Raw genomic sequence first — 23,648 nt, 5'->3', positions numbered from 1 at the left:
AGGCTCTGTGTGCCTACACAAAGTTACTATTTAAACAAAATTAACAAAAATTGATATGTAATCGATTGCAAAACGGGGGTATTTTGATAGTTAAGTTTTTAGAATTTAGAACAAAGAGGCGGGTTGATTTATTTGTTGTTTTTCTGAAGTTTTTTCAGTCGGCGTTGAGCGTCGCCGGCATCGGGATAAAGTTCGAGTGCTTTCTGATAGTTGCGGATGGCGGCTTCGGGCATGTGTTCATGCTCGCACTCACGCCCCAGGATGGTGTATTCGGCTGCCAGACGTTTCAGCATCTCGCGCTTGGCTTCCAGTTCGTTCTTCAGTAAGGCTATCTCAGCTTCGTGGTCGGACTTCAGACGTTCTATCTCGCGTTTCTGGCGATTGATAATCTCCAGTTTCTGGCGGATATAGCGACGGATATGCGGCTTCTCGATATCGTAGCGCAGGTGGATGGCTTTGAAGAATGAGTCGAGGAATGACTTGAAATCGCCTCGGTCAAAGGCGGTTACGGCATCGTGGTACTCGCGGTCGGCCTTACCTTCCTGCAGGGCTTGGTTGATAATCTGCTGGTTGTTGTACTGGTTGGCAAACCTGACTACCTCGGCGCGCACAAAGATATCACTGGGGCGTAAGGGTTCTTTCAGCGTGATACCTTCGAGCGATGTACAGCGCGAAAGGGCCACATAAGTTTGTCCGCCTGCAAAGGCGCCACCGCCACCAAAGTCGATGGAGATTTGCGAGAATGTCAAACCCTGACTCTTGTGTACAGTAATGGCCCATGCCAAGCGTAAGGGGAACTGGGTATAGGTGCCCAGCAACTCTTCTTCAATCTTCTGTTCCTTCTCGTTAAAGGTGTAGCGCATGTTCTCCCAGATGTCGCGCTCCACGTCGAACTCCTCGTTATCTTCGGTCATCACGCCAATCACGCCGCTTTCCTCGTCGATATACTCGATGGTGCCCAGCGTGCCGTTCACCCAGCGCTTCTCCTTATCGTTCTTGATAAAGATAATCTGTGCGCCTGGTTTCAGGTGCAGCTCCATAGGGGTGGGCAACGAGCTCTCGGGGAAGTTGCCTTTTATCTCACCCTTAAACATGCTCACTTCGCCCTCCAGCGCATCCAACTGTTGGTCGTTAATAAAATCAACGGTATCCCTGCGGGCAGCGAGGGTGATGGAGAGCGGTGAGCCAGATGAGCTAGAAGTGCTAGATAAACTAGAATTGCTAGATAAACTAGATGGACTAGATAAACTAGATGGATTTGCAACTCTGCTGTTTAGTGATTGCAGATCGGCTTGGGTAGCGGTGTTGTTGCGGATGCGATCCAGGATGGCGATAAACTTATCGTCGGTTTGGCGATACACCTTACGTAGCTCAATAGATACAATCGGCATCGTCTGCCATACTTTGGCGTTAAAGAAATAGGCCGAAGGGTAGAAGGGTTGCAACAGCTGGCGATCGTCGTCCTTCAGCACGGGCTCCAGCTGGTAGATATCGCCCACCAGCAACAGCTGTTTGCCACCAAACGGCTCGGGGTTACGCGTGTACGCGCGTAATACCTTATCTATAAAGTCGATGATATCGGCGCGCACCATCGATATCTCGTCGATGATAATCAGCTCCACCTCGCGTATCAGTTTGCACTGGGCGCCGTTATATTTCAGGGTTTTCTTCAGGTTCTTCCAGCTGTACTGCACATCGTTGGGCAATAACGGGTGGAAGGGGAGTTTGAAAAAGCTGTGAAGTGTTGAACCGCCAGCATTGATAGCCGCAATGCCGGTAGGTGCCAGTATCACATGTTTCTTTTTGGTGTTCTTCGAAACGTAGCGCAGAAAGGTAGATTTACCAGTGCCCGCTTTTCCGGTTAGGAAAAGCGAGCGCCGTGTATAGTTGATGATCTGGAGAGCGTCTTGCCACTCTTTGTTGTCCAAATCAAGTTGCTGTTCTGCTTGCATTAATCTTTTTTCTCAGTAGCTTCGCCGTTGTTGTTGGGTGTTGGTGTGGTGTTGGCGTTCTCGTGGTCGGCCTCACCGGTCTTGATGCTGCCGTCGCCCTGCACCTCAATCAGTTCGCCGCTCTCCGAAACGTGCAGCGAGTCAACTGCAATCGAGTCAGAATCCGAAGGCATGGCCAGATAACCGCCGCAACCATACATGTTCTGTGTGAGCGAGTTGTCCTTTGATGCACCAAACTTAGCGTGATACTTCTGGAAGGCAGGATCCTTGAGCAAGCTACCCAGGAAGTAACCACAGATGGGCAGTGCCGTACGGTTACCCTGACCCAGCATACCCGAACGGAAGTGGATGCAACGATACTCACCGCCTACCCAAGCGCCACATACCAGGTTAGGTGTGGTGCCGATAAACCAGGCGTCAGAGTGGTTGTTTGATGTACCTGTCTTACCACCAAAGTCGGTGTCGGTTACGTCGTAGCCCACAAAACCTCTCAGGCGTGAGCTGGTACCGCTCATACCACCCATCAGCAACTGTTGTACCAGGAAGGCACTGCGATAAGGAATGGCCTGATTGCCTTGTGTGGGAGCCTCGTAAATCACGTTACCGTCGCGGTCCTCAATCTTGCTTACCAGTACGGGATCGTGCTGTACACCATCGTTACAAGGTGTGCAGTAGGCGCTTACCATCTCCAGCAGGTTTACGTCGCTCGAACCCAGAGCCAGGGCTGGGGTAGCGTCGAGCTTGCTCTTGATACCCATGTCGTGGGCCGTTTTTACGATATTGTCGATACCGCACTCCTGGCCCAGGCGAACGGCTACCGAGTTGATACTCATGGCAAAAGCCTGCTTCAGGGTGATGTCGGCATTCGAGAAACGTCCGTCGGCATTGGTTGGTGCCCATGTCACCTCCTCGCCGTGATCCATCACCTTCATCGAGAAGAACTCGTCTCTACGGGTGTCACAAGGGGTGATACCCTGATTCATGGCTTCGGTGTAAACAAACAGCTTGAAGGTAGAACCAGGCTGACGCATAGCGGTAACCTTGTCGTACTTCCAGGTCTTGAAGTCAACGTCGCCCACCCAAGCCTTTACATGTCCGGTCTGAGGCTCGATGGCCACAAATCCGCAGTGCATAAAGCGCTCCATATAGCGCAGCGAGTCGAGTGTAGAAATCTCTTTCTCGATATAGCCGGTCTCGCTGTCGTAGTCGAACAGGCGTACCTTATGAGGCAGGTTCAGATAGTAATCGATAGAATCCTGATTATCCTCGAACTTACGACTCAGATATTTATAATAAGGTGTCTTCTTGGCCAGATCCTCGATAAAGTGGGGAATCTCAATGTGGCGCTCGTCCTGCCAGGGGTTTGTGCTGCCCCAGTGCGAGTTAAAGCTCTTCTGCACCTGTTTCATCTGCTTAACGGCAGCCTCTTCGGCATACTTCTGCATGCGCGAGTCGAGTGTGGTGTAAATCTTCAGACCCTCGGTGTAGTAGGCGTATTTGTTGTTCTCGCCGTAGTAGTCGGTACACCAGCTCTTCATAAAGTCGGCCACAGCCTCACGGAAGTAGTTTGCCTCGCCGTCGTAGGCATTCTCCACGCTGTAATCCAGCTTAATCTCCAACTGTTTCAGCGAGTCGCACTCCTGCTTGGTCAGGTCGCCGTGCTGGTGCATCAGGTCGAGCACAATGTTACGGCGCTTCAGCGAGTTGTTGGGGTTAATCAGCGGGTTATAATAAGTGGTAGCCTTCAGCATACCTACCAGCACTGCAGCATTCTCGGTAGTAAGCTCCTTTGGCGAGCAACCGAAATAAGTCTTGCAGGCTGTCTTGATGCCGAATGCGTTCGAACCGAAATCAACGGTATTGGCATACTGTGTCAGAATCTCGTTCTTGGTAAAGAAGAATTCCAGCTTGTAGGCTGTAATCCACTCCTTACTCTTCAGGATGAGCATCTTGATGCCAGGGATGTTACCCAGCAAACCTGTAGAATACTCCGAACGTGTGCGGAACAGGTTCTTGGCCAACTGCTGTGTGATGGTTGAAGCGCCACGTGCATCGTGATGCAGGGCGTAATCCTTCAGGGCAGCTGCAAAAGCCTGATAATCAATGCCATGATGAGTGTAAAAACGCTCATCTTCGGTATCAATCAGGGCCTTCCAGAAGGCGGGGTTAACATCGTCGTAGCCTACAGGTGTGCGGTTCTCGCTAAAGAACTTACCAATCTGTTTGCCATCGGCACTGAAAATCATCGAAGCCTCGGCTGGGCGCTTGTTCTTGATGGTGCTCATCGAGGGGCTCTTACCAAACAGCCACAGGAAGTTGATATCGACTGCTACCAGATACAGGAAGAAAGCTATTACCAGCGAGGCAATGCCTACCAGTATCTTAACGTACCAGGCACGTCCCTGATACAAGCCTTTATACCAAGGCCAGAAACCTTTGATTTTCTGCAGAGCCAGATTCAGCCTGCCCATCATCTTTTCAGTTGTTTCGTTGCTCATAGTCTTGAGATATGTAACTATAAATTTGTTCTATTTCTTCGGGGTGAAACCACCTTATCTGTTCATCTTTCTTATACCATGTTAATTGTTTGCGTGCGTATCGCCTGGTGTTACCCTTTATGCGTTCAACGGCCTCTTCCAGTGTCCAGGTGCCATCGATATAGGCAAACATCTCTTTATAACCTACCGTGTTGAGTGCGTTCATGTGGCGCATCGGGTACAAACGTTGTGCTTCGTCCAGCAGTCCGTCGGTCATCATCTGGTCAACGCGTTGGTTGATGCGGTTGTACAGTTCCTCGCGGTCGCGGTTCAGTCCGATTTTTACAATGCGGAACGGACGTTCTTTTTTCTCACGTTTGCGGAACGAGGTGTAGGTCTTACCTGTCATCAGGCATATCTCCAGTCCGTGCACCACGCGGCGAGGGTTCTGCTTGTCAACTATCTCGTAGTACTCAGGGTCAAGCCTTCTAAGTTCTTCTACTAGAGGTTCTAGACCTTCGCTAGATAACCTGGATTTTAGCAATTCGCGGGTTGCATCATCCACTGTCGGTATGTCGTCGATACCATTGCACACAGCATCAATATACATCATACTTCCGCCAGTCAGCAGGGCATAGTCGCTATGCTCAAACTCGCGCTGCAGAATTTCCAGAACCTGTTGTTCAAAGAGCGAAGCACTGTAGTAATCGTGCAGCGAGAGCGAACCCACGAAGTAGTGGGGCACTCGTCGCATTTGCTCGATAGTGGGACTGGCTGTGCCAATCTTCAGTTCCTTGTAAATCTGCCTCGAATCGGCATTGATGATAGGTATGCCAAAGTGCTGGGCTATGTCGAGACACAAGGCTGTTTTGCCTACGGCCGTTGGCCCTGTGATCACGATAAGCGTCTTAGCGGATGACACCTCTCTTCGAATTTTCGATAAACGAGCAGATATAATCTACCTCCTTAGAGTCGGGGTACTTAGCACGGGCCTCGGCCACACCTTCCTTCATCACACCCTTTGAGTAGATGATACGGTAGGCATCGTGGATGGCCTCGATGGTCTCGTTAGAGAAACCACGACGGCGCAGTCCGATCAGGTTCACGCCAGCATAGCGGATAGGCTCCTTACCTGCGATGACGTAGGGAGGAATATCCTGACTGGTACGGCTACCACCCTGGAACATGATGTAACCACCCACGTGCAGGAACTGGTGGAACAGACAGCAGGCCGAGATGATTGCGTTGTCGTCAACCACTACTTCGCCGGCAAACTTGGTTGAGTTACCGATGATACAGCCGTTACCAATCTCACAGTCGTGTCCGATATGCATATTCTCCATCAGCAGGTTACCATTACCTACGGTGGTCTTACCCTTCGAGGCAGTACCACGACTGATGGTTACGTTTTCGCGGATAGAGTTGTTATCGCCAATCTCGCAGGTGGTCTCTTCGCCCACGAACTTCAGGTCCTGTGGCTTGGTAGAGATTGATGCACCTGGGAAGATCTCGTTGTTGTTACCCAGACGTGTGCCGAAGTGCAGTGTAACACTGTTGTAAAGCTTGTTGTTGTCGCCAATAACTACGTTCTTATCGATAACGCAGAATGGGCCGATGATATTATTGTCGCCCAGCTTTGCCTCTGGGTCAACAATAGCCATTGGATGTATCTGATTTGCCATAATTCTTACTTGTTCTTTACTATTTGTGCAGTGAAGGTTGCTTCTGATACTACGTGATCACCCACGAAAACGTAGCCCTTCATCGATGAGATACCGTGACGTACGGGTGCCAACAGTTCAACCTTGAAAATCAGGGTGTCGCCTGGTACTACCTTCTGACGGAACTTTACATCATCTATCTTCATAAAGTAGGTGCTCCAGCGCTCGGGCTCCTCCAGTGTGTTCAGTACCAGCAGTCCGCCGCACTGGGCCATAGCCTCAATCTGCAGCACACCTGGCATCACGGGCTCCTGTGGGAAGTGTCCCTGGAAGAAAGGCTCGTTGGCGGTGATGTTCTTGATACCTACGATAGTGGTTGCGCCCAGCTCTACCACCTTGTCAACCAACTGCATGGGGTAGCGGTGTGGAAGCAGTTCGCGAATACGGTTCACGTCCATGATTGGCTCCTCGTTCGGATCGTAGATAGGTGCCTGGATTTCGTGCTTACGAATCTCCTTGCGCATCATGCGTGCGAACTTATTATTAATGGTGTGGCCAGGACGTGTAGCAATGATTCTACCCTTGATGGGCTTACCAATCAGTGCCATATCGCCGATGATATCCAACAGCTTGTGACGTGTGCACTCGTTCTCCCACTGCAGGGGCTTGTGCTGAATGTAACCCAGATCGGTAGCATCACGATGCTCAACATGCAGCATATCAGCCAGCATATCCAGACGTTCCTGAGTGGTCTGACGCTCGTAGATAACGATGGCGTTATCCAGGTCGCCGCCCTTAATCAGGTTGGCCTGCAACAGAGGCTCGATATCGCGTACGAACACAAAGGTACGTGCGCTGGCAATCTCGTCGGCATACTTCTTGGGGTCGTCGAGTGTTGCAAACTGCGAGTTGATAAACTTACTCTCGAACGAGCACATGGCGGTGATGGTGAATGCATCGTCGGGCAGGATGGTGATGCACGATCCTGTCTGCTCGTCCTTAATCTCTATCTTCTTGCGGATGATATAGTAATCCTTGGGTGCGTTCTGCTCCTCGATACCTACCTCCTGAATCTTGTTCACGTAGAGGATGGCCGAACCGTCGAGGATAGGGAACTCGGGACCGTTAACCTGAATCAAGCAGTTGTCGATGCCCAGTGCATAAAGGGCCGACAAACCATGTTCAACGGTTGAAACGCGCGCATCGCCCTTAGCTAGCACAGTACCGCGCTGGGTGTCGATCACGTTCTCGGCAATGGCGTCGATGATAGGCTGCCCCTCCAGGTCGATTCGCTGAATCTTATAACCTGTATTCTCGGGTGCAGGGTTGAATGTAACGGTCAGGTTCAAACCTGTATGCAGACCTTTTCCGAACAAAGAAAAGCTGCCTTTCAGTGTTTTCTGTTTCATCGTGTAATTTACAATTTGACGATTTACAATTTACAATTTATTTCTCGATTTGGGCCTTCAGGGCATCGATTTCGCGCTGCAGAGCGGCTACCTGGCGATACATATCGGGCAGCTTGGCGTCGATGGCGCGTGCCTTGAAGTACATTTTTGGATTAACGGCAGGCGAACCGATCAACTGCTCACCATTACCCTTGGTGTTGCTGATAACGCCGCACTGGGCACCTACAAAGGTCTTGTCGGCCACCTGGATATGTCCTGCAAATCCAGCCTGTCCGCCAACCATACACCAGGCACCAATCTTGGTGCTGCCAGCCAGACCTACCTGAGCACTCATCACGGTGTTCTCGCCAATCTCGCAGTTGTGAGCCACCTGAATCAGGTTGTCCAGCTTCACACCCTTGCGGATGGTGGTCTGTCCCATGGTGCTGCGGTCGATACAAGTGTTGGCACCAATCTCAACATTATCCTCGATCACTACGATACCAATCTGTGGAATCTTATCGTAGCCCTCGGTGTTAGGTGCAAAGCCGAAGCCGTCGGCACCTACCACGCTACCTGCGTGTATTGTAACATTATTTCCAATCTTACATCCCTGATAGATGGTTACATGGGGGTAGAACAAGCATTTCTGGCCTACCTGTACGCCATCACCAATCACGGTGTGGGGATAAATCTGACAACCGTCGCCGATCACTGCGCCATCGCCAATCACGGCGAATGCACCGATATACACGTTTTCGCCAACCTTAGCCTTGGGCGAGATAGATGCCAGTGGGTCGATACCCGTCTTGGCAGGCTTCATGCTCTCGTAGAACTGCAACAGCTTGGCCACGCACTCATAGGCGTTTTTCACGCGAATCAGTGTGCAGCTTACTGGACGCTCCAGTTCTACATCCTCGTTAATCAGTACTACGCTCGACTTAGTGTCGTAAATGTAATGGGTATATTTTGGGTTCGAGAGGAACGAAATGGCTCCCTCAACGCCCTCTTCAATCTTAGCGAAGGTGCGAACGGCTGCATTCTCATTGCCTTCCACTCTTCCCTGTATCAATTCTGCAATTTGTTTGGCTGTAAACTCCATATTGTTTGCAATTATTTAAAAATCCGTGCAAAGATAACTATTTTTCTTCAAATCTTTGATAACAAAGATAATATTTTCGTATTTTTTTTGAAAGTAACTGAACATTTAGCAGTTCCGAGGCTTCCGATATGTCTCTGATTTCGCCGTTTTTGTAAAGTATTTGTATCTTATCGTCATCCACGTTGTACATATCCTTCTGGATGGTGTTCAGACTCATCAGATAGTGGGCGTCCTCGTAGGGTATGTCCATGTGCTGGGCAATGCTGCGTTTCAGTTCGTCCAGGCGTTCGGTTGTGGGCTCTTCCTCCAGCACCTCCACCTTGAAAATGTGGCGGTCCAACATGTCGGTAGCCAGTGTGGCCAGTATCTTATCGCTGTGATGCTTCCAGGCCTTCATGGCGCTCCAGATATCGCTGTCGTCCAGCTCGCTGTAGTACTGCAGCGCTTCGGCATGGGTGGCAAACCACTCGGCATCGATATCGTTCTCCAGGAAGTAGAGTAGGGCGGGCGATGCAAACACCTGCTCACCGTTACGTATCAGCCATTTGGCGCGGTTCAGCATGTTTACCAGTACCTTTTCGTAGGCCACACATGTGCGGTGCAGATACACCTGCCAGTACATCAGTCGACGGGTAGTCAGATAGTTCTCCAGCGAGTAGATACCCTTTTGTTCTACTACAAGACTATCGTCTACCACGTTGAGCATCTTGATGATACGTGCGCTGCCAATGTTACCCTCGGTCACACCCGTGTAGAACGAGTCGCGTCGCAGGTAGTCCAGTCGGTCCATATCCAACTGACTGGATATCAGCTGGTGCAGGAAGTTCTTGGGATACTCGCCTTTGAATATCGAGATGGCCAGGTTCAGTTGTCCGTTCAGCGAGCGGTTAATCTCCTCCATCATCATCAGCGAAATCTCCTCGTGACTGATGCCGCTAATCAGCGTGTTCTCCAGTACATGCGAGAACGGACCGTGCCCGATGTCGTGCATCAGGATGGCGGCCTGTACCGCTTCGGCCTCCGAGTCGAAGATGAACTGCCCCTTCTGTTGCAGGTTCTGTATAGCCTCGCTCATCAGGTGGAAAGCACCCAGCGAGTGCTGGAATCGCGTATGCCTGGCCCCAGGATACACCACAGAGGCCAACCCCAACTGATTGATGCGGTTCAGCCTCTGAAAAAGCGGGTGCTCTACAATCCCGTAGAGTATGCCGCGTGGTATCTTGATAAACCCGAAAACCGGGTCGTTAATGATCTTAACCTCGCCCACAAACTTGGAACTTTGAAGTTTGAACTTTGATCTTTAGCAGATGCCAGCATCTGCCAGGATCTTGGCCATTTGCTGTTGCAGCTCCTGGGCCTTCTGTCCGGCCACCTCGTCAAAGTCCTTCTCGTTGCTGGCATAAATAATGCCGCGAGAAGAGTTAACCAGCAGACCGCAGTCCTTAATCATGCCGTACTTGCAAACCTCTTCCAGACTGCCGCCCTGTGCACCAACGCCAGGAACCAGCAGGAAGTGGTTAGGAGCCAGCTTACGGATGTCCTCAAACATCTGTCCCTGTGTGGCACCAACTACGTACATCATGTTCTCGTCGTTGCCCCATTCCTGACTCTTCTTCAGTACCTTCTCGAACAGGCGCTCGCCATTCTCGTCCTTCATCAGCTGGAAGTCGTGACTGCCCTTATTGCTGGTAAGAGCCAGCAGTACCACCCATTTGCCGTCGTAGCCCAGGAATGGTGTCACCGAATCCTCGCCCATGTAAGGTGCAACGGTCAGCGCATCTACGTCGTACTGCTCAAAGAAAGTCTTGGCATACATCTTCGATGTGTTACCGATATCGCCGCGCTTGGCATCGGCGATGATCAGGTGCTTGGGATAGTTCTCCTGCAGATATTCGATAATGCCCTCGAAAGCGGCCATACCCTCAATGCCGTAAGCCTCGTAGAAGGCCAGGTTGGGCTTGTAGGCCACGCAGTAGGGAGCAGTAGCATCAATAATGCGGGTGCTAAACTCAAACAGCATGCCGAAGGTCATCTCTTCCTCCTCATACTCTTTCTTCACAATCTCCTTCAGGCCTTTGGGCATCTTGTCCAGGTCTGTGTCCAGTCCCACGCACAGAAAACTCTGCTTCTCGCGAATCTGTTCAATCAGTTCTTTTCTGGTCATATTTTCGTTTTTTAAAGTTCATTTTCCTTCATGCGCTCAGCATTCTCAGCTACGGTCAGCGCATCAATCATGGCCTGAATATCGCCACCCAGGAAACCCTGCAGATCGTGTGTGGTATAGCCGATACGGTGATCGGTTACACGACCCTGTGGGAAGTTGTAGGTACGGATTTTTGCGCTTCGGTCGCCGGTAGAAACCAGACTCTTACGGCGGTTAGCAATATCATCCACGTACTTCTGGTGCTCCTTGTCATAAATAAAGGTGTACAGTCGGCTCAGTGCGCGCTCCTTGTTCTTAGGCTGGTCGCGGGTCTCGGTACACTCAATCAGAATCTCCTCGGTCTCGCCTGTGTTAGGGTTCTTCCACATGTAACGCAAGCGTACACCCGATTCCACCTTGTTCACGTTCTGACCACCGGCACCACTCGAACGGAAGGTGTCCCACTTGATTTCACCCTCGTTCACGTGTACCTCAAACTTGTCGGCCTCGGGCAGTACGGCTACGGTAGCAGCACTGGTCTGCATACGTCCGTTACTCTCGGTCACGGGCACACGCTGCACGCGGTGCACGCCACTCTCGTATTTCAGTGTACCGTAAACGTCGGCACCTGTTACCGAGAAGTCAACCTCCTTGAATCCGCCTACGGCACCCTCAGATACGTAGGTAATCGACACCTGCCAGCCCTTCGACTCGCAGTAGTTCTTGTACATCTTAAACAGGTCGCCAGCAAACAGGGCAGCCTCGTCGCCACCTGTTCCTGCACGTATCTCCATTTCTACGTTCTTGGCATCTTCTGGGTCTTTCGGTATCAGCGCAATCTTAATCTCTTCCTCAAGTTGTGGCTGAAGCTCTTCGTTCATAGCCAGCTCCTCGCGAGCCATCTCCTTCATCTCAGGGTCGGTCTCGTTAGCCAGGATATCCTTAGCCTCCTTAATACCGTTCAGGCACGCAATATAACGTTTGCGGGCGTCCATAATATCGCCCAGGTCCTTGTATTCCTTTGTTAGTTTAACAAATCGCTGCTGGTCGGCAATCACGGCGGGGTCGGTAATCAGGGTTGAAACCTCCTCGAAACGTGCCTCCAGTCCATCTAATTTTTGTAGAATGCTGTTACTTGTTTCTGCCATTTCTTATATTATATTATATTTGGGCGGCAAAGTTACAAAAAAAAGCGAAGATTTCAAAATATTTTTGGGTTTTAATGCTGTTTTTCTGTTTTTTATCGCTATCTTTGCAACCAAAATTATCTACTTTATGTCGTTACTTAAAAAAACTTTTTGTTTTTCATGGATAGCCCTGGTAGCAACCGTGATGTCTCTCTCATCGTGTGACAAAGCTCTGCAGAGTCATAATTCGGATATTGATAGTGTGCATAACATCATGCGATATTCTGATTCCATCCCTCGTACCGTCGATAGCTTGATGGCGCTGGGTGAAATCAGTCAGATGTGTGCCGACTTTTATAATATGTCGTATAACATGAGCCGTGATGTAAATCGTTCATGTATGATTGCTGATAGCGCCTTGGCGCGTCCAGTCGTCACAGAGCAGGATCGTATCTATCACTTCCTGATAGCAGCCTCTAACTGTGAGCTTGACTATGTAAGTCGTCACTACGAGTCGGGTTTGCGTAGGGCTCAGCAGTTGGTCAACAGTGTTGATACCAGTTTTATCAATCGCCACTATCTGCTGCAAACGGGCTATCTGTTGGCCTATAACAATCTGGCACTTTGCTATATCCTTCTGGAACGTTCAGCCGAGGGTGAAAAGTACATGCAGCATGTGATGAAGCTGATTGATCAGTTTGAGAAAACGTCTGTAAACGACTCTGTTGCACAGCATAATTGGGCGGCTAAACGTCCGCAATTCGCTGTTGCCGCTATGATTGCTTATTGTAATATGCGCCAATGGGATGGGGCAGAGGCCTGGATGAATCGTGCCGAAAAATATCTTCAGAATATGGCGGATAATCCTCGCGTCGATAAGGCGAATTACCCCATGTTCTGCTATCAGGTCAGTTGTGTCAAATCCTTTATCCTCGAAAAGGCAGGCCATCATCAGGAGGCTGCTCAGGCTTATGACGAATTTATGAAGAACCCCTTGTCAAAATCGGTGGTTGCTCGTATCAATTCGGTTTCATATCTCAATAGTAGTCATCGCTATGAGGAGGCCGAGCGTAATATCAATGATGTTGAAACTGTGATAGGCCGGTTTGGGATGAAGATGGATTTGCAGACCTTGAATGGTGTTGTTAAGCAAAAATTCAATGCCCATTTGGGTGCAGGTCATCGCGATTCTGCCCTTGCTGTAGCTACGCGTATTCTTGACAGACTCGATTCGGCTGAGGTGTGGGAAAAACGTGATAAGACAGCCGAGTTGGCTACTATCTATGATATGAGTAAGAAGGATGCCGAAATTGCCGAAAAAGAGGCTAAGATCAACCAGATGCGCATCGTTGTACTGTTGATTGTGATTGTGCTGCTTTTGGTGTTCTTCTTTGTTTATGCTTACACTCGTCGCCGTGCGGCCGCCAGTCTTAACCAGAAGAACGAACAGCTGTTGGTTGCCAATGCCCGTGCCGAGGAAGCATCGCGGATGAAGACCAAGTTTATCCAGCAGATTTCGCACGAGTTCCGTACGCCTCTGAATGTACTTTCGGGTTTTGCTCAGGTGCTCACGGATTCGGATGCCTATCTCGACGAGAGCTTGCGTCAGGATGCTAACCAGCAGATTCTCGAAAATACCAACCGCATTACCAACCTGGTAAATAAGATGCTGGAGCTGTCGGATGTCAGCAGTCGTACAGTGCTCGACCTTACCGATCAGGTATCTGTTGAGCAGATAGCGACCGACGCCATCGACGCTTCAGGCATAGCTGATGCCGAACATCTGGCGTTCGAAACGCAGGCCGCCCCGGAGACTTCGTCGGTGCGCATCGCCACCAATAAGCGTGCAGCTGTTCGTGCGCTCGCGCTGTTGCTCGATAATGCACGCAAGTTCACGGCACCAGCCGAGGCCTATGGCCATCACTACGCTGCTGATAAGAAACAGCGTGCTGTTTTGAAGGTAAACATGACCGATGCGTTTGTACAGTTCGTTGTCGAAGATACAGGTATTGGCGTTCCTGCCAATCAGGCGGAGCGCATCTTTGATGAGTTTGTACAGCTCGATGAGTATTATGATGGTACCGGTATCGGACTCACGGTAGCCCGCAGTTTTGCCCGTCGTTTGGGTGGTGATGTGGTGCTCGACACCACTTATACCGCAGGTGCCCGCTTTGTGATGACACTTCCGAGAAAATAACCCAAAAATAAAGTGGCAGTGAGAATTACCTCGCTGCCACTTTGTTTTCTTGCCGTTTTTTACATTCTACTTTACTTCTTGTTATTCATCTTATTCTTGATTGCATTAATCAGAGAATTAAGCAGAGATGTAGAAGTATTTGTATTCTGATTACCATTTGTACCAGTTACGGTGATCAATGTAGTGTTAGGTATCAAATTCATAATACCACCAGGTACATCCAACCATCCTTCACCACCTTTAACAGCCTTGAGCTGCGCTCTTTCTAATTGTTTCATAATTGTTGATCTAATTAATTTGTAATTGTACTTTTGAATTATTTGATAATAGTTTTTTAATTTCTTGGCAAATGTAAGCAAATAATTTGGATGACGATAATAATAGCTGTTTTAATTAACGTAGTTTAAATAAATATTGCCTGAACGTTAACAAACTTGAAGTTATTGTTTTATTTGCCATTTTCTTGCTAACTTTGTAGCCAGATTGCTAAAAAACAAGGTAAATGAATAAACCATTCCCAATATTCACTCAACACGATGTGATGGAATGTGGCCCAACCTGCTTACGCATGGTGATGGCCTATTATGGGTGCAACTATCCGCTGGAACGGTTGCGCGATATGTGTCATATACAGCGCGATGGTGTGTCGCTACTCGGTGTTGCTGAGGCTGCCGAGCAGTTAGGCATGCACACCACAGGCGTGAAAGCTACGCTGCAACAGTTGGTCGACGAGGTGCCGCTTCCGTGTATCCTGCACTGGAATCAGGCGCATTTTGTAGTGCTCTACGAGGTGAAACGAACCAAAGAGGGACTACAGTTCAAGGTGGCCGATCCGGTAGGTCAGCGTATCACCTATACCGAGCGCGAGTTCTTGCGTTGCTGGGCTTCGGATACCGAAGAGGGACAGCCCGCCGGTATCGCCCTGATTCTGGAACCGACACCCGATTTCAATCGCGACGAGTATGCCGAGGATGATAGCGACCGCAAGGCCCGCAAGCGCAGTCTTATGCTGTTGCTGTCGTATATGCGACCTTATAAGAAACTCATCGCGCAGCTGTTCTTAGGGCTCACGGTGGTCTCGCTGCTGCAACTGGTACTGCCGTTCCTCACGCAGGCTATCGTCGATTTCGGTATCTCGCGGCAGGACCTTGGTTTTATCGTCCTGGTGCTTATTGCGCAGCTGATGCTCATGATAGGTAGCACCTCGGTACAGTTTATCCAGAGTTGGATACTGCTACATGTTTCTACGCGCGTAAACCTGTCGCTCTTGTCCGACTATCTGGCCAAGCTGATGCGTTTGCCATTCAGCTATTTCGATACGCGCCTTACAGGTGATATCCTGCAGCGTATCGACGATCACGACCGTATCCAGACGTTCCTCACGGGTAGCAGCCTGTCGCTGATACTCTCGCTGTTCAATATCGTGGTGTTCGGTGCCGTTATCCTCATTTACGACTGGCGCATCTTCTTTATCTTCATGCTGGGCAGTGCGCTCTATGTGCTCTGGGTACTGCTGTTCATGCGCCGTCGTGCCAAGCTCGATACCAAGTTGTTCGCCCAGAACGCGGCCAATCAGAGTAAGATTGTGCAACTCATCGACGGTATTCAGGAGATTAAACTCAACACCTGCGAGCAGCAGAAACGCTGGGAGTGGGAGCGTGTGCAGGCGCGCATCTTCCGTCTCAATATCAAGAGCCTGGCGCTGAACCAGTATCAGGAGTCGGGTGCTACGCTCATCAACGAGGTGAAGAATCTGGTTATCACGGCGCTGGTGGCCATATTGGTGCTTCGTGGCGATATGACGCTCGGTATGATGCTGTCGGTGCAGTATATTATCGGTAGTCTGAATGGACCTGTCAATCAGCTGGTCGATTTCATTCATCGCTATCAGGATGCCCGCCTCAGTCTGGAGCGTCTGCAGGAGGTGTACGAGAATGACGACGAGGTGGTGGCCGATCGCCAGCTTATCAGCGAGGTGAGTGGCGATGGCGATATCCTGATCAAGAATCTTACCTACCGTTACGACAAACTGAACGACAAACCTACACTCGACCATATTGATGTGGTGATACCTCACGGCAAGACTACGGCCATTGTCGGACTGAGCGGTAGTGGCAAGACCACGCTGCTCAAGATGATTCTCGGTTTCTATAAGCCCGATGCCGGCGAGGTGGTGATTGGCTCGTCTAGCCTGGAGAACTACGACAAGCGTTCGTGGCGCAAGCATTGTGGTGTGGTAATGCAGGATGGCTTTATCTATTCCGACACCATCGCCCGCAATATCGCTGCCGGTTTCGAGGTGATCGATACCGAGCGCCTGGTGCAGGCCGCCCGCGTGGCCGAGATCGACGGTTTTATCCGCCAGTTGCCGCTGGGTTATAACACCAAGATTGGCACCGAGGGCAATGGCTTGAGCCAGGGTCAGAAGCAGCGCATACTGATAGCCCGTGCCGTGTATAAGAACCCCGACTACGTGTTCTTCGACGAGGCCACCAACTCGCTCGATGCGCAGAACGAGCATGCCATCATCCAGAATCTGGCAGGCTTCCTGCATAACCGTACGTCGCTCATCATTGCTCACCGCCTCAGTACGGTGGTTGATGCCGATAACATCCTGGTGATGAGCGGTGGTCGCATTGTCGAGTCGGGTAATCATGCCCAGCTGTTAGAGCGTCGCGGCATCTATTACGAACTGGTAAAGAACCAACTTAACGTTTAGTAGAAAAATATGGAAGAGGATAAGATAGAATTACATAGCGAGGAGGTGCAGGACATCATCTCACGCCCGCCCTCGTCGTTGGTACGACATGGTATTACCGTCATTGCCGCTGTGGTGGCGCTGGTCATCATTGGCAGTTTTATTTTCCGTTATCCCGACGTGGTGCAGGGTAGGGTGGTTGTCACGGGCGATACCCCTCCCAATCGCATTGTGGCCCGTTCCGATGGTCGCTTGCAGGAACTTCGCCTGCCCGATGGTCAGCAGGTATCAAAAGGTGCCATCATCGCTGTGATCGAGAATACCGCCAATACCGATGATGTGGTGAGCGTGAAACAAGCCGTCGGCAAGCTGTCGGTTTGTGGCGAGCCCATCCCCTTCGCTGCCGATCAGTCGTTGCGCCTGGGTGTGGTGCAGGATGCCTATAATCAGTTCTGCGATGCCGTCGTCAACTACAATCAGGCCGTTCGCCTCAATATCTACCGCCAGCAGATTCTGTCGGCCCAGAAAGAATACGCCTCGTTGCTGCGCCACGAAGGTAATCTTAAGCGCCAGCTTGAAATGAGTCAGCAGCAAGCCGATCTGGTGAAACACGATCGCGACCGCGAGAAAAGCCTGCACGAGCGCAAGCTCACTTCCGATGCCGAAATGGAGGAGAGTCAGCGCGCGTTGATCTCGGCCCAGCTCTCTGTCGAGCAGGTTCGTACCGACATATCCGAAACCCAGCTTAGCATTGCCCAGACCGATAATCGTCTGGCCGAACTTCAGGTGCAGTACCAGCAGGATATGCAGCACGTTACCGCCACGCTGCAGTCGGCGCTCAACACCCTCAAGGTGTCCATTGGTCAGTGGGAGCATCTCTACGCCCTCGTGGCCCCCGCCTCGGGCAAGCTGTCGTACACCAATGTGTGGGCGGTCAATCAGAATATCGCTACGGGCCAGCATATCTTCTCCGTTGTCGAGTCGCGCAAATCCCACTTTGTGGGCAAGGTGCTTCTGCCAGCCACACGCTTTGGTAAGGTCAAGGAAGGCCAGCGTGTAAACATCATGCTCGATGGCTATCCCTATCTCGAGTTCGGCTATCTGCGTGGCACCGTAAGCAGTCTTTCGGCTGTTGCCAATCAAGATGTGTATGTGGCCACCATCACGCTGCCCCAGGGCCTGCACACCACCGTTGGCCGTGAACTGCGCTTCACAGGCGAGTTGAGCGGTCAGGCCGAGGTCATCACCGAGGATATCAGCCTTGCCGTCCGCATCATCCAGCCCCTGCAGTACATCTTCCATCACAACGTATAACGTGGGTTTAAAAACCAATCTTAGCTTTGGGGCGGGCCACCTCAATGGGCACGATGTCGTCAGCTGTAAGCTGGCGCCATTCTTGTTTGTCCTCTGGCTTTTGCAGCACACATCTTGTGGCGTGTTGCATGTAGATGCGCTCCAGCTGATTGGCCACAAATCGGGCGTTGCCCCATGTCTGTGGGTCGCGAACCTGATATGCCTGATTCAGCATGCCGCGATACTTCTCCCAAGCCTGATCGGTAAAACGATACTCGAAGTCTCTGATGCGTGTCTGAGTTATCTCTAGCAGTTCATCCACGCTAAAGTCCTGAAACTCAAACTTGTTGGGGAATCGCGACTGTAGGCCGGGATTCGTTTCCAACAGCTTCTGCATCTGGTCTTTATATCCACAGAGCACTACTGCGATGTCGCGCTGACTCTCATCAGCCAGTATGTTCATCAGCAGTTGCAGCACCAGCCTTCCCGGGTCGTTTTCGTTCCGGCTATTCAGCAGATAGGCCTCGTCGATCATCAGCACACCGCCTTTGGCTTTTTCCAGAACCTGACGTACAGAGCGCTCCTCATCACCCCACAGAGTTCCGATAAACGTACCGCGATCGCAAAGCACCACATGGCCCTTGGACAAGGCGCCTGCCTGATGCAGTAGCGAACCGAAAATCTTGCAGACGGTAGTCTTGCCAGTACCAGGACGACCTAGGAACACACTATGCAGCGAAACCTCGTGCTGCTTGCTGTTAGGGAACAGCTCTTGCATGGTCTTGTTGTAAGTGGTTAGTGCCACCAGTTCGTCCATACGTCGCTTGATATCACCACAGCCTATGAGCTTGTCGAGTTCCTCGCGAGGGTTGTCGATGGGGTCGAGTATCTCGATGTCGACGCTCAGCCCCAGATTCTGGTCAATCGTCTCGCTCTTGGTCGTAGGAGTCTCAGGCTCCTGTGGCTCCTGAGGTTCTGGTTCTTCTGCGGGAGATTCCTCTGTGTCCTCGGTTGCACAGTCTCTGGCCATCACTCCAAACACACCATCATTATCCTCTAGCTTGTCGTTCACAAAGTCGTAGAGCATCTGTTCAAACTCGTTAAACTCCTCATCTTCGCTCTCGGGTTTTGGATCGGGCTTGGCATCAATACTTTCGTCGGTTACAATGTCGAAGTAAACCTTGCCAGCAAGGTCGTCGTCATCGTTCACTCCAGCTCTGCGCAGTTTCAGGTTACTGCAGTTACTAATCACCTTGATGTTGTTCTTTTCCCAATCATCCTCCAGCTCGAAAGCGTTATTGATGGCATCCTCCGTCAGCAGAATGCCGTAAACCTTCAGACTAGCCTGGGATTTTATCAGTCGACTCTTCATGATGTCCATCGTCTGCTTCAGCTTCCACACAGTGCTTTCGCGAGGTTCGTAGCCTGGTTCGTATATCATCATGTCGATGTTCTGGGTCTCTTCGTAACATTGCTTCTGGGTGTGCTTGTTGCAGTCAACGCATACCACCACCATGTTCATCGAGTCGGCATAAATATATATGTCACAGTTGTTTAAGTACGGGGCAAAGCCCTTTATCCGATTAGAGTAGACGGCATAGTTTACCGCCATAGCGTTCATGTGCTTCCAGATAGTAAGATAAGTCTGATTTCTAAAATCGTTGATAAGTCTATTAAAATTACGGTTCATAAGAATAAAAATGGTTCTAAAATAAAAATGGTAACTAAGGTATAAGCCCCTTGGTATGGGGCGCAAGAGTTTATAGGCAAGCACGCTTGCGTACTCACCTAAGTTTATGTAAAGTCATCCTTTGTGGGGTCACTCTATCACATTATTCAAACAATTGTAGCAAAATGTCAAAGAACGCATGAGCCATACTTCGAGGCGTAGCCTCAAAGACGCACGAGAGACAAGGCACAAATAAGTACCGCTCGGCAACTGTTTGCAACCATTGTCATTCTTTTCATTTTTGCTTCAAATTATTTGTTTTATGATAGAATTATGTTTTCTGGGGGCAAATGTAGATATTTTCCCTGAATCCACCAAATTTTTTCAGAGAAATCGATCGAAAAATGCCAGAAATACTTGTTTGAAAGAAATTTTTGTTTATCTTTGCGGACATAAAAATAGTAGAAAGACGAAATAGAGTGTTATGAAAGTTAGAATATTAAGGATGCTCGTTAAGATAAAGCGTTTTTACGATAATTATATCGTGAGGCTGCTGACATGTAGCTTCTTTAAGATTCTGGGCAAATCGTTATCTTTTGGCGGTTTGCATTTATTGCTTTTATTAGTTCTGTTGGTTATTGGATGGTTTATGTATCAGGCAATGTTCGAGAAAACGAACATTGTTTTACATTACATTGGAGTTGATATTTCGCAGGTGAATAATAACTATAATTCATCTTGGAGACCGGGAAGTGTCGATGTTGTAATAAAACTTAACGATGAGAGAGTTAAAAGTGGGACTAATAACAGGTACAAAGATTTAATTAGTGTGCAAATTTGTGATACTTTAGGCAGTCCTGATACGGCATATATTGTAACAGTTAACAGGTTTCCATATAAATCAAAAATGACTACATTGTCTGAGCGATGTGAGGTTTTATATGATTCTGCACGAGCGTTTTCTGTTGAAGTTCTCCAAAATGCTATTATTACAATGCCAATACCTCCTGATTTTAAAGCATCTTCTTTGCAGTTTTGCAGTAATGATTTAAGTGACGAGACAGACAAGGTTTTTTATTACAATATTAAAATGAGCCTAAATCAAAATTATGGACGAGTAACTCCACGTCAAGGCTCATTGATTATTTCTCTAGACTCACTCGATAATACTTATAATCCACCCGTATCAACAAAACAATTTGTTTATCAGACTATTATTCCAACTCCGGATTTTTTAATTGGAGGCTATATCCAATATTATGATTCGGCTAAAATAAGTGCTATTTATAACACTGGACTTACCATCTATGCAGAGGATTTAGATGCTGTTAATAATAATCGTAGAAAAGAGATACGAGACAATGTCTGGATGGGGGTATTAATAGCCTTTGGATTAGACGTGTTTGTTCAGTTGGTTATTAAATTAAGAAATTTGAATAGAAAATATAAGCGCAAGAGGTGGAGGCGAATTTCTGTAAGAAAGGATAAAACCTTTAATAATATTGAACGGAATTCCACTGCTCCTTTAAATATAGAGTCTCAAGCTCTATCTCTCCAAAGGGACGATATGTCTTCTGATAATCATAATAAAATACAAGGTAACATAATAAATGATGGTGAAACAATTGATGGAATTAGAAGCGAAATTAATAACGGCAATACTGAAGATATAAAAGAATGTTGTGATATAGTTAAGATTAACGAGGATGTTCAGAACAATAAAGATACAGATGAATCGTAAGGAATTTTGCAATACATGAGATTATTCGCAAGATAACGTGTATAATTTCACTAATTAGGTAATGAATATAATCATAATGCTGATAGCTTCGCTTCTGCCAGCGGTATTATTGCTGCTGTATATCTGGAAGAAGGATACACAGAAAGAACCCACGTATATGTTGATGAAGGCTGTTTCGTGGGGAATTGGGATTATTATTCCAGTGATAGTGGTAGAAAAAATAATAGGGTTGATGCTGTTTGGCGAGAATGGCTCGCCAACTACACTCGTTGATACCACGGCAATGGCTTTTCTGGTGGCAGCCATACCAGAGGAGAGCTTTAAGTTGCTTGCGCTATGGATGGTATTGAAGAAGAATCCTTTCTTTGATGAGCATTTTGATGGAATAGTTTATGCAGTCTGTGTGGGATTAGGTTTTGCTGCGGTTGAAAACATATCATACGTGTTCAGTCATGATGATTGGGCATCTGTAGCTATTAGTCGTGCGCTGTTGGCTGTACCTGGACATTATGCTTTTGCTGTGCTGATGGGATATTACTACTCGGTATATCACTTCGTTAATCGCTCGCCAAAGGTTGCTATATGTGTGTTATTAGCACCAGTTATGGCTCATGGTGTTTATGATGCCCTCGCTATGGCGAGTCTGGTCAATCCATACGTTGGAGGCATTGGCTTTGTGGTTCTGATTTATTTCTGTATTAAGATGCACAAGCGTGCTCAAGCTAAGGTGTTAGCACTTGTCGAAAAAGACAAAAATTAAAAGTTCTAATAGATAGTTAGGTACAACATAAAAAAAACTCAGCATTTACAGACAGGGAAAAATCATTACTCCCGAGGATGGTGATGAACGAATCGGATACCCGTCTACCCAACACTACAAAGTAAAATAAGAGGCGCTGCAGGAAAGTAGTAAATCACAACCCTAAATAATAATCAGAGGATGCCCGCTTTTGAGCATCCTCTGTTTATTTTCTAAAGAAAATGTTTGTCGGCTAAACGATTATCTAATACTTTTGATTAGAGTTTTGGGATTCATTCGTGTATCCCAGATGTTTACTATACGAATAGTGTCTTCTTTTTCGTCGTAAAAATATACGAACTTGAAGCGCTTGTTCATAAGGTGGCAACGCCGATATAGGATGGTTCTGCCTAACAATAATTCTTCGGGGGGATACGATTCAGGGAAGCGCTGTAGGCGCCATTCTATATCTTTCCTCTCTTTAAGCCATCTTTTGGCGGTTGATTCTCCGAATTCTAATTTCGCGTTTCTTAAGTGTGTTCTGAAGGCCAATCGTGCCTCGTCACTCCATTCTATCTTAACCATGGATATTCCTCAAAAAGCTGTCTATCAAACTCCTCAGAAGAAGTCCAATGTACCTGTCCGTTTCTCAAGTTCTCTTCAAACTTGTCTATACTCTCTATAGCCTCTGATTCCGACGATGGGCCAATGATGGGATACTGATCCCAACACAGGTCGTCAATCCAGTCGTGAACGGCAGTTATGCCATCTACTGAGTTCGAAGCAACGCTTGCGGCCGCAGTTGCAGGTTCGCATGCCATGTTGGTATTGCTTTCCTCTTCGATTGTTGGATATCTTTTTTTTTCCATTACGTTTTAATTTATGGCGCAAAGATAAAAAGATTATTTGAACTTTGCAAGATTTTTTAGAAAAACTTTCTAATTATAAAATACCCTCAGGCTTCGCTTTGAAACCTGAGGGCTTTTCTTAGAGTCCCATGCAACTGGTAGCTCCCAGTGCCGTTACAATCGCAGTTGCGATACTCGCAATCATCTGGATGATGAACTTCAGGGTTTCTTTCTTGCTCATAACTCACCTCCTTGCTTAGTTCATGTCTGAGCCGCCACTACCTGGGTTGCTGGGCTGATTGCCGCCTCCGGTGTTACCACCTGTGTTGCCACCTGTCGAAGGATTGCTTGGCTGGGTGTTCTCGTTGTCCTCAACTGTACCTGCATCGGTACTGGTCACACGCTTCACCTCCTTGCCATCGCGGTCGTAGCAGGTAATCTGCACCGCTGTCTTGGCCAGCTCTTCCTTCAGCTCTACGTCGGGCGTGAAGATAATGCGTCGACTCGAAATCAGACCGGCCTTCACCTCGTCAACCTGGGCTACGCTCTTGGCGCGCAATCCGAATCGCATAGTACCCAGACCGGGCAGTGCTACGCTATGACCCTCGGTGGC

Annotated in this window: 19 protein-coding genes and 1 pseudogene; 5 read left to right on the top strand and 15 right to left on the bottom strand. The window is 48.8% G+C overall.

What is annotated here, in order from left to right; all coding sequences use genetic code 11:
- Positions 1–128: 128 nt before the first annotated feature.
- Genes T500_RS0108540 through prfA form a run of 9 tightly spaced genes read right to left on the bottom strand, consistent with a single transcriptional unit; the run spans position 129 to position 11,871 of the window.
- Entirely contained in the window at positions 129–1,952 is a 1,824-nt protein-coding gene (locus tag T500_RS0108540) for an ATP-dependent RecD-like DNA helicase (RefSeq protein WP_028907770.1), read from the bottom strand.
- Positions 1,952–4,450 (bottom strand): transglycosylase domain-containing protein, encoded by a 2,499-nt coding sequence (locus T500_RS15590; RefSeq protein WP_051611969.1) that lies wholly within the window; start codon positions 4,448–4,450, stop codon positions 1,952–1,954. Before T500_RS15590 ends, T500_RS0108540 begins: the two co-directional genes overlap by 1 nt.
- Positions 4,431–5,351, bottom strand: a complete 921-nt coding sequence (gene miaA / locus T500_RS0108530) for a tRNA (adenosine(37)-N6)-dimethylallyltransferase MiaA (protein ID WP_028907769.1) — start codon at positions 5,349–5,351, stop codon at positions 4,431–4,433. Before miaA ends, T500_RS15590 begins: the two co-directional genes overlap by 20 nt.
- Positions 5,338–6,111 (bottom strand): acyl-ACP--UDP-N-acetylglucosamine O-acyltransferase, encoded by a 774-nt coding sequence (gene lpxA / locus T500_RS0108525; RefSeq protein ID WP_028907768.1) that lies wholly within the window; start codon positions 6,109–6,111, stop codon positions 5,338–5,340. The genes miaA and lpxA overlap by 14 nt, the downstream gene beginning before the upstream one ends.
- A gap of 5 nt (positions 6,112–6,116) precedes the next feature.
- A complete protein-coding gene (locus T500_RS0108520) occupies positions 6,117–7,499 on the bottom strand; it encodes a bifunctional UDP-3-O-[3-hydroxymyristoyl] N-acetylglucosamine deacetylase/3-hydroxyacyl-ACP dehydratase (RefSeq protein ID WP_028907767.1) in 1,383 nt (460 codons plus the stop codon).
- Positions 7,500–7,536: 37 nt separating this feature from the next.
- Entirely contained in the window at positions 7,537–8,580 is a 1,044-nt protein-coding gene (lpxD, locus tag T500_RS0108515) for a UDP-3-O-(3-hydroxymyristoyl)glucosamine N-acyltransferase (RefSeq protein WP_028907766.1), read from the bottom strand.
- Between the two features lie 37 nt (positions 8,581–8,617).
- Positions 8,618–9,847, bottom strand: a complete 1,230-nt coding sequence (locus T500_RS0108510) for an HD domain-containing protein (RefSeq protein WP_028907765.1) — start codon at positions 9,845–9,847, stop codon at positions 8,618–8,620.
- 33 nt (positions 9,848–9,880) lie between these two features.
- Positions 9,881–10,744 (bottom strand): orotidine-5'-phosphate decarboxylase, encoded by an 864-nt coding sequence (pyrF, locus tag T500_RS0108505; RefSeq protein ID WP_028907764.1) that lies wholly within the window; start codon positions 10,742–10,744, stop codon positions 9,881–9,883.
- An 11-nt stretch (positions 10,745–10,755) separates the two neighbouring features.
- The gene (gene prfA, locus T500_RS0108500) at positions 10,756–11,871 is read right to left on the bottom strand and encodes a peptide chain release factor 1 (RefSeq protein ID WP_028907763.1); all 1,116 of its coding nucleotides are present in this window, start codon (positions 11,869–11,871) and stop codon (positions 10,756–10,758) included.
- A 127-nt stretch (positions 11,872–11,998) separates the two neighbouring features.
- Between prfA and T500_RS0108495 the strand changes: the two genes are divergently transcribed.
- Entirely contained in the window at positions 11,999–14,047 is a 2,049-nt protein-coding gene (locus T500_RS0108495; protein ID WP_028907762.1) for a sensor histidine kinase, read from the top strand.
- 71 nt (positions 14,048–14,118) lie between these two features.
- Here T500_RS0108495 and T500_RS0108490 read toward each other — a convergent pair whose 3' ends face one another.
- Positions 14,119–14,325 (bottom strand): hypothetical protein, encoded by a 207-nt coding sequence (locus T500_RS0108490; protein WP_028907761.1) that lies wholly within the window; start codon positions 14,323–14,325, stop codon positions 14,119–14,121.
- Between the two features lie 224 nt (positions 14,326–14,549).
- Here T500_RS0108490 and T500_RS0108485 point away from each other — a divergent pair, with 224 nt between their 5' ends.
- Both T500_RS0108485 and T500_RS0108480 read left to right on the top strand, forming a co-directional pair.
- Positions 14,550–16,766 carry a peptidase domain-containing ABC transporter gene (locus tag T500_RS0108485; RefSeq protein WP_028907760.1) on the top strand — a complete coding sequence of 739 codons (2,217 nt, stop codon included), beginning with the start codon at positions 14,550–14,552 and terminating at the stop codon, positions 16,764–16,766.
- A 9-nt stretch (positions 16,767–16,775) separates the two neighbouring features.
- Positions 16,776–18,059, top strand: a complete 1,284-nt coding sequence (locus tag T500_RS0108480) for an HlyD family secretion protein (protein WP_028907759.1) — start codon at positions 16,776–16,778, stop codon at positions 18,057–18,059.
- A 7-nt stretch (positions 18,060–18,066) separates the two neighbouring features.
- Here T500_RS0108480 and T500_RS0108475 read toward each other — a convergent pair whose 3' ends face one another.
- Entirely contained in the window at positions 18,067–19,728 is a 1,662-nt protein-coding gene (locus tag T500_RS0108475; protein ID WP_028907758.1) for an AAA family ATPase, read from the bottom strand.
- Positions 19,729–20,191: 463 nt separating this feature from the next.
- Here T500_RS0108475 and T500_RS0108470 point away from each other — a divergent pair, with 463 nt between their 5' ends.
- Both T500_RS0108470 and T500_RS15585 read left to right on the top strand, forming a co-directional pair.
- Positions 20,192–21,448, top strand: coding sequence for a hypothetical protein (locus tag T500_RS0108470; protein ID WP_036908905.1), 1,257 nt, complete (start codon positions 20,192–20,194; stop codon positions 21,446–21,448).
- Between the two features lie 61 nt (positions 21,449–21,509).
- The gene (locus tag T500_RS15585; RefSeq protein ID WP_051611968.1) at positions 21,510–22,208 is read left to right on the top strand and encodes a PrsW family intramembrane metalloprotease; all 699 of its coding nucleotides are present in this window, start codon (positions 21,510–21,512) and stop codon (positions 22,206–22,208) included.
- A 240-nt stretch (positions 22,209–22,448) separates the two neighbouring features.
- On the opposite strand, the gene T500_RS17495 is transcribed toward T500_RS15585, so the two are convergent.
- The 4 genes and pseudogenes from T500_RS17495 to T500_RS17150 form a co-directional block, all read right to left on the bottom strand.
- On the bottom strand, positions 22,449–22,772 hold the full coding sequence (locus T500_RS17495; protein ID WP_028907756.1) for a type II toxin-antitoxin system RelE/ParE family toxin: 324 nt from the start codon (positions 22,770–22,772) through the stop codon (positions 22,449–22,451).
- Positions 22,760–23,056, bottom strand: coding sequence for a hypothetical protein (locus T500_RS0108455; protein WP_028907755.1), 297 nt, complete (start codon positions 23,054–23,056; stop codon positions 22,760–22,762). The genes T500_RS17495 and T500_RS0108455 overlap by 13 nt, the downstream gene beginning before the upstream one ends.
- A 118-nt stretch (positions 23,057–23,174) precedes the next feature.
- The gene (locus T500_RS16940) at positions 23,175–23,276 is read right to left on the bottom strand and encodes a smalltalk protein (protein ID WP_155267491.1); all 102 of its coding nucleotides are present in this window, start codon (positions 23,274–23,276) and stop codon (positions 23,175–23,177) included.
- A gap of 15 nt (positions 23,277–23,291) precedes the next feature.
- Positions 23,292–23,648 (bottom strand): annotated as a pseudogene (locus tag T500_RS17150) (DNA-binding protein); the annotation flags it as partial.

This window comes from Xylanibacter ruminicola Ga6B6, from assembly GCF_000687715.1.
Taxonomy (GTDB): Bacteria; Bacteroidota; Bacteroidia; order Bacteroidales; family Bacteroidaceae; genus Prevotella; species Prevotella ruminicola_B.
The sequence above is the reverse complement of the archived record's forward strand: the minus strand, read 5'-3'. Positions and strand labels throughout refer to the sequence as shown.

Bases quoted from the DNA above. Each gene is read 5' to 3' on its own strand.
- T500_RS0108540 (WP_028907770.1), bottom strand. From the start codon at position 1,952: ATGCAAGCAGAACAGCAACTTGATTTGGACAACAAAGAGTGGCAAGAC.
- T500_RS15590 (WP_051611969.1), bottom strand. From the start codon at position 4,450: ATGAGCAACGAAACAACTGAAAAGATGATGGGCAGGCTGAATCTGGCT.
- lpxA (WP_028907768.1), bottom strand. From the start codon at position 6,111: ATGGCAAATCAGATACATCCAATGGCTATTGTTGACCCAGAGGCAAAG.
- T500_RS0108520 (WP_028907767.1), bottom strand. From the start codon at position 7,499: ATGAAACAGAAAACACTGAAAGGCAGCTTTTCTTTGTTCGGAAAAGGT.
- lpxD (WP_028907766.1), bottom strand. From the start codon at position 8,580: ATGGAGTTTACAGCCAAACAAATTGCAGAATTGATACAGGGAAGAGTG.
- pyrF (WP_028907764.1), bottom strand. From the start codon at position 10,744: ATGACCAGAAAAGAACTGATTGAACAGATTCGCGAGAAGCAGAGTTTT.
- prfA (WP_028907763.1), bottom strand. From the start codon at position 11,871: ATGGCAGAAACAAGTAACAGCATTCTACAAAAATTAGATGGACTGGAG.
- T500_RS0108495 (WP_028907762.1), top strand. From the start codon at position 11,999: ATGTCGTTACTTAAAAAAACTTTTTGTTTTTCATGGATAGCCCTGGTA.
- T500_RS0108490 (WP_028907761.1), bottom strand. From the start codon at position 14,325: ATGAAACAATTAGAAAGAGCGCAGCTCAAGGCTGTTAAAGGTGGTGAA.
- T500_RS0108485 (WP_028907760.1), top strand. From the start codon at position 14,550: ATGAATAAACCATTCCCAATATTCACTCAACACGATGTGATGGAATGT.
- T500_RS0108480 (WP_028907759.1), top strand. From the start codon at position 16,776: ATGGAAGAGGATAAGATAGAATTACATAGCGAGGAGGTGCAGGACATC.
- T500_RS0108475 (WP_028907758.1), bottom strand. From the start codon at position 19,728: ATGAACCGTAATTTTAATAGACTTATCAACGATTTTAGAAATCAGACT.
- T500_RS0108470 (WP_036908905.1), top strand. From the start codon at position 20,192: ATGAAAGTTAGAATATTAAGGATGCTCGTTAAGATAAAGCGTTTTTAC.
- T500_RS15585 (WP_051611968.1), top strand. From the start codon at position 21,510: ATGAATATAATCATAATGCTGATAGCTTCGCTTCTGCCAGCGGTATTA.
- T500_RS17495 (WP_028907756.1), bottom strand. From the start codon at position 22,772: ATGGTTAAGATAGAATGGAGTGACGAGGCACGATTGGCCTTCAGAACA.
- T500_RS0108455 (WP_028907755.1), bottom strand. From the start codon at position 23,056: ATGGAAAAAAAAAGATATCCAACAATCGAAGAGGAAAGCAATACCAAC.
- T500_RS16940 (WP_155267491.1), bottom strand. From the start codon at position 23,276: ATGAGCAAGAAAGAAACCCTGAAGTTCATCATCCAGATGATTGCGAGT.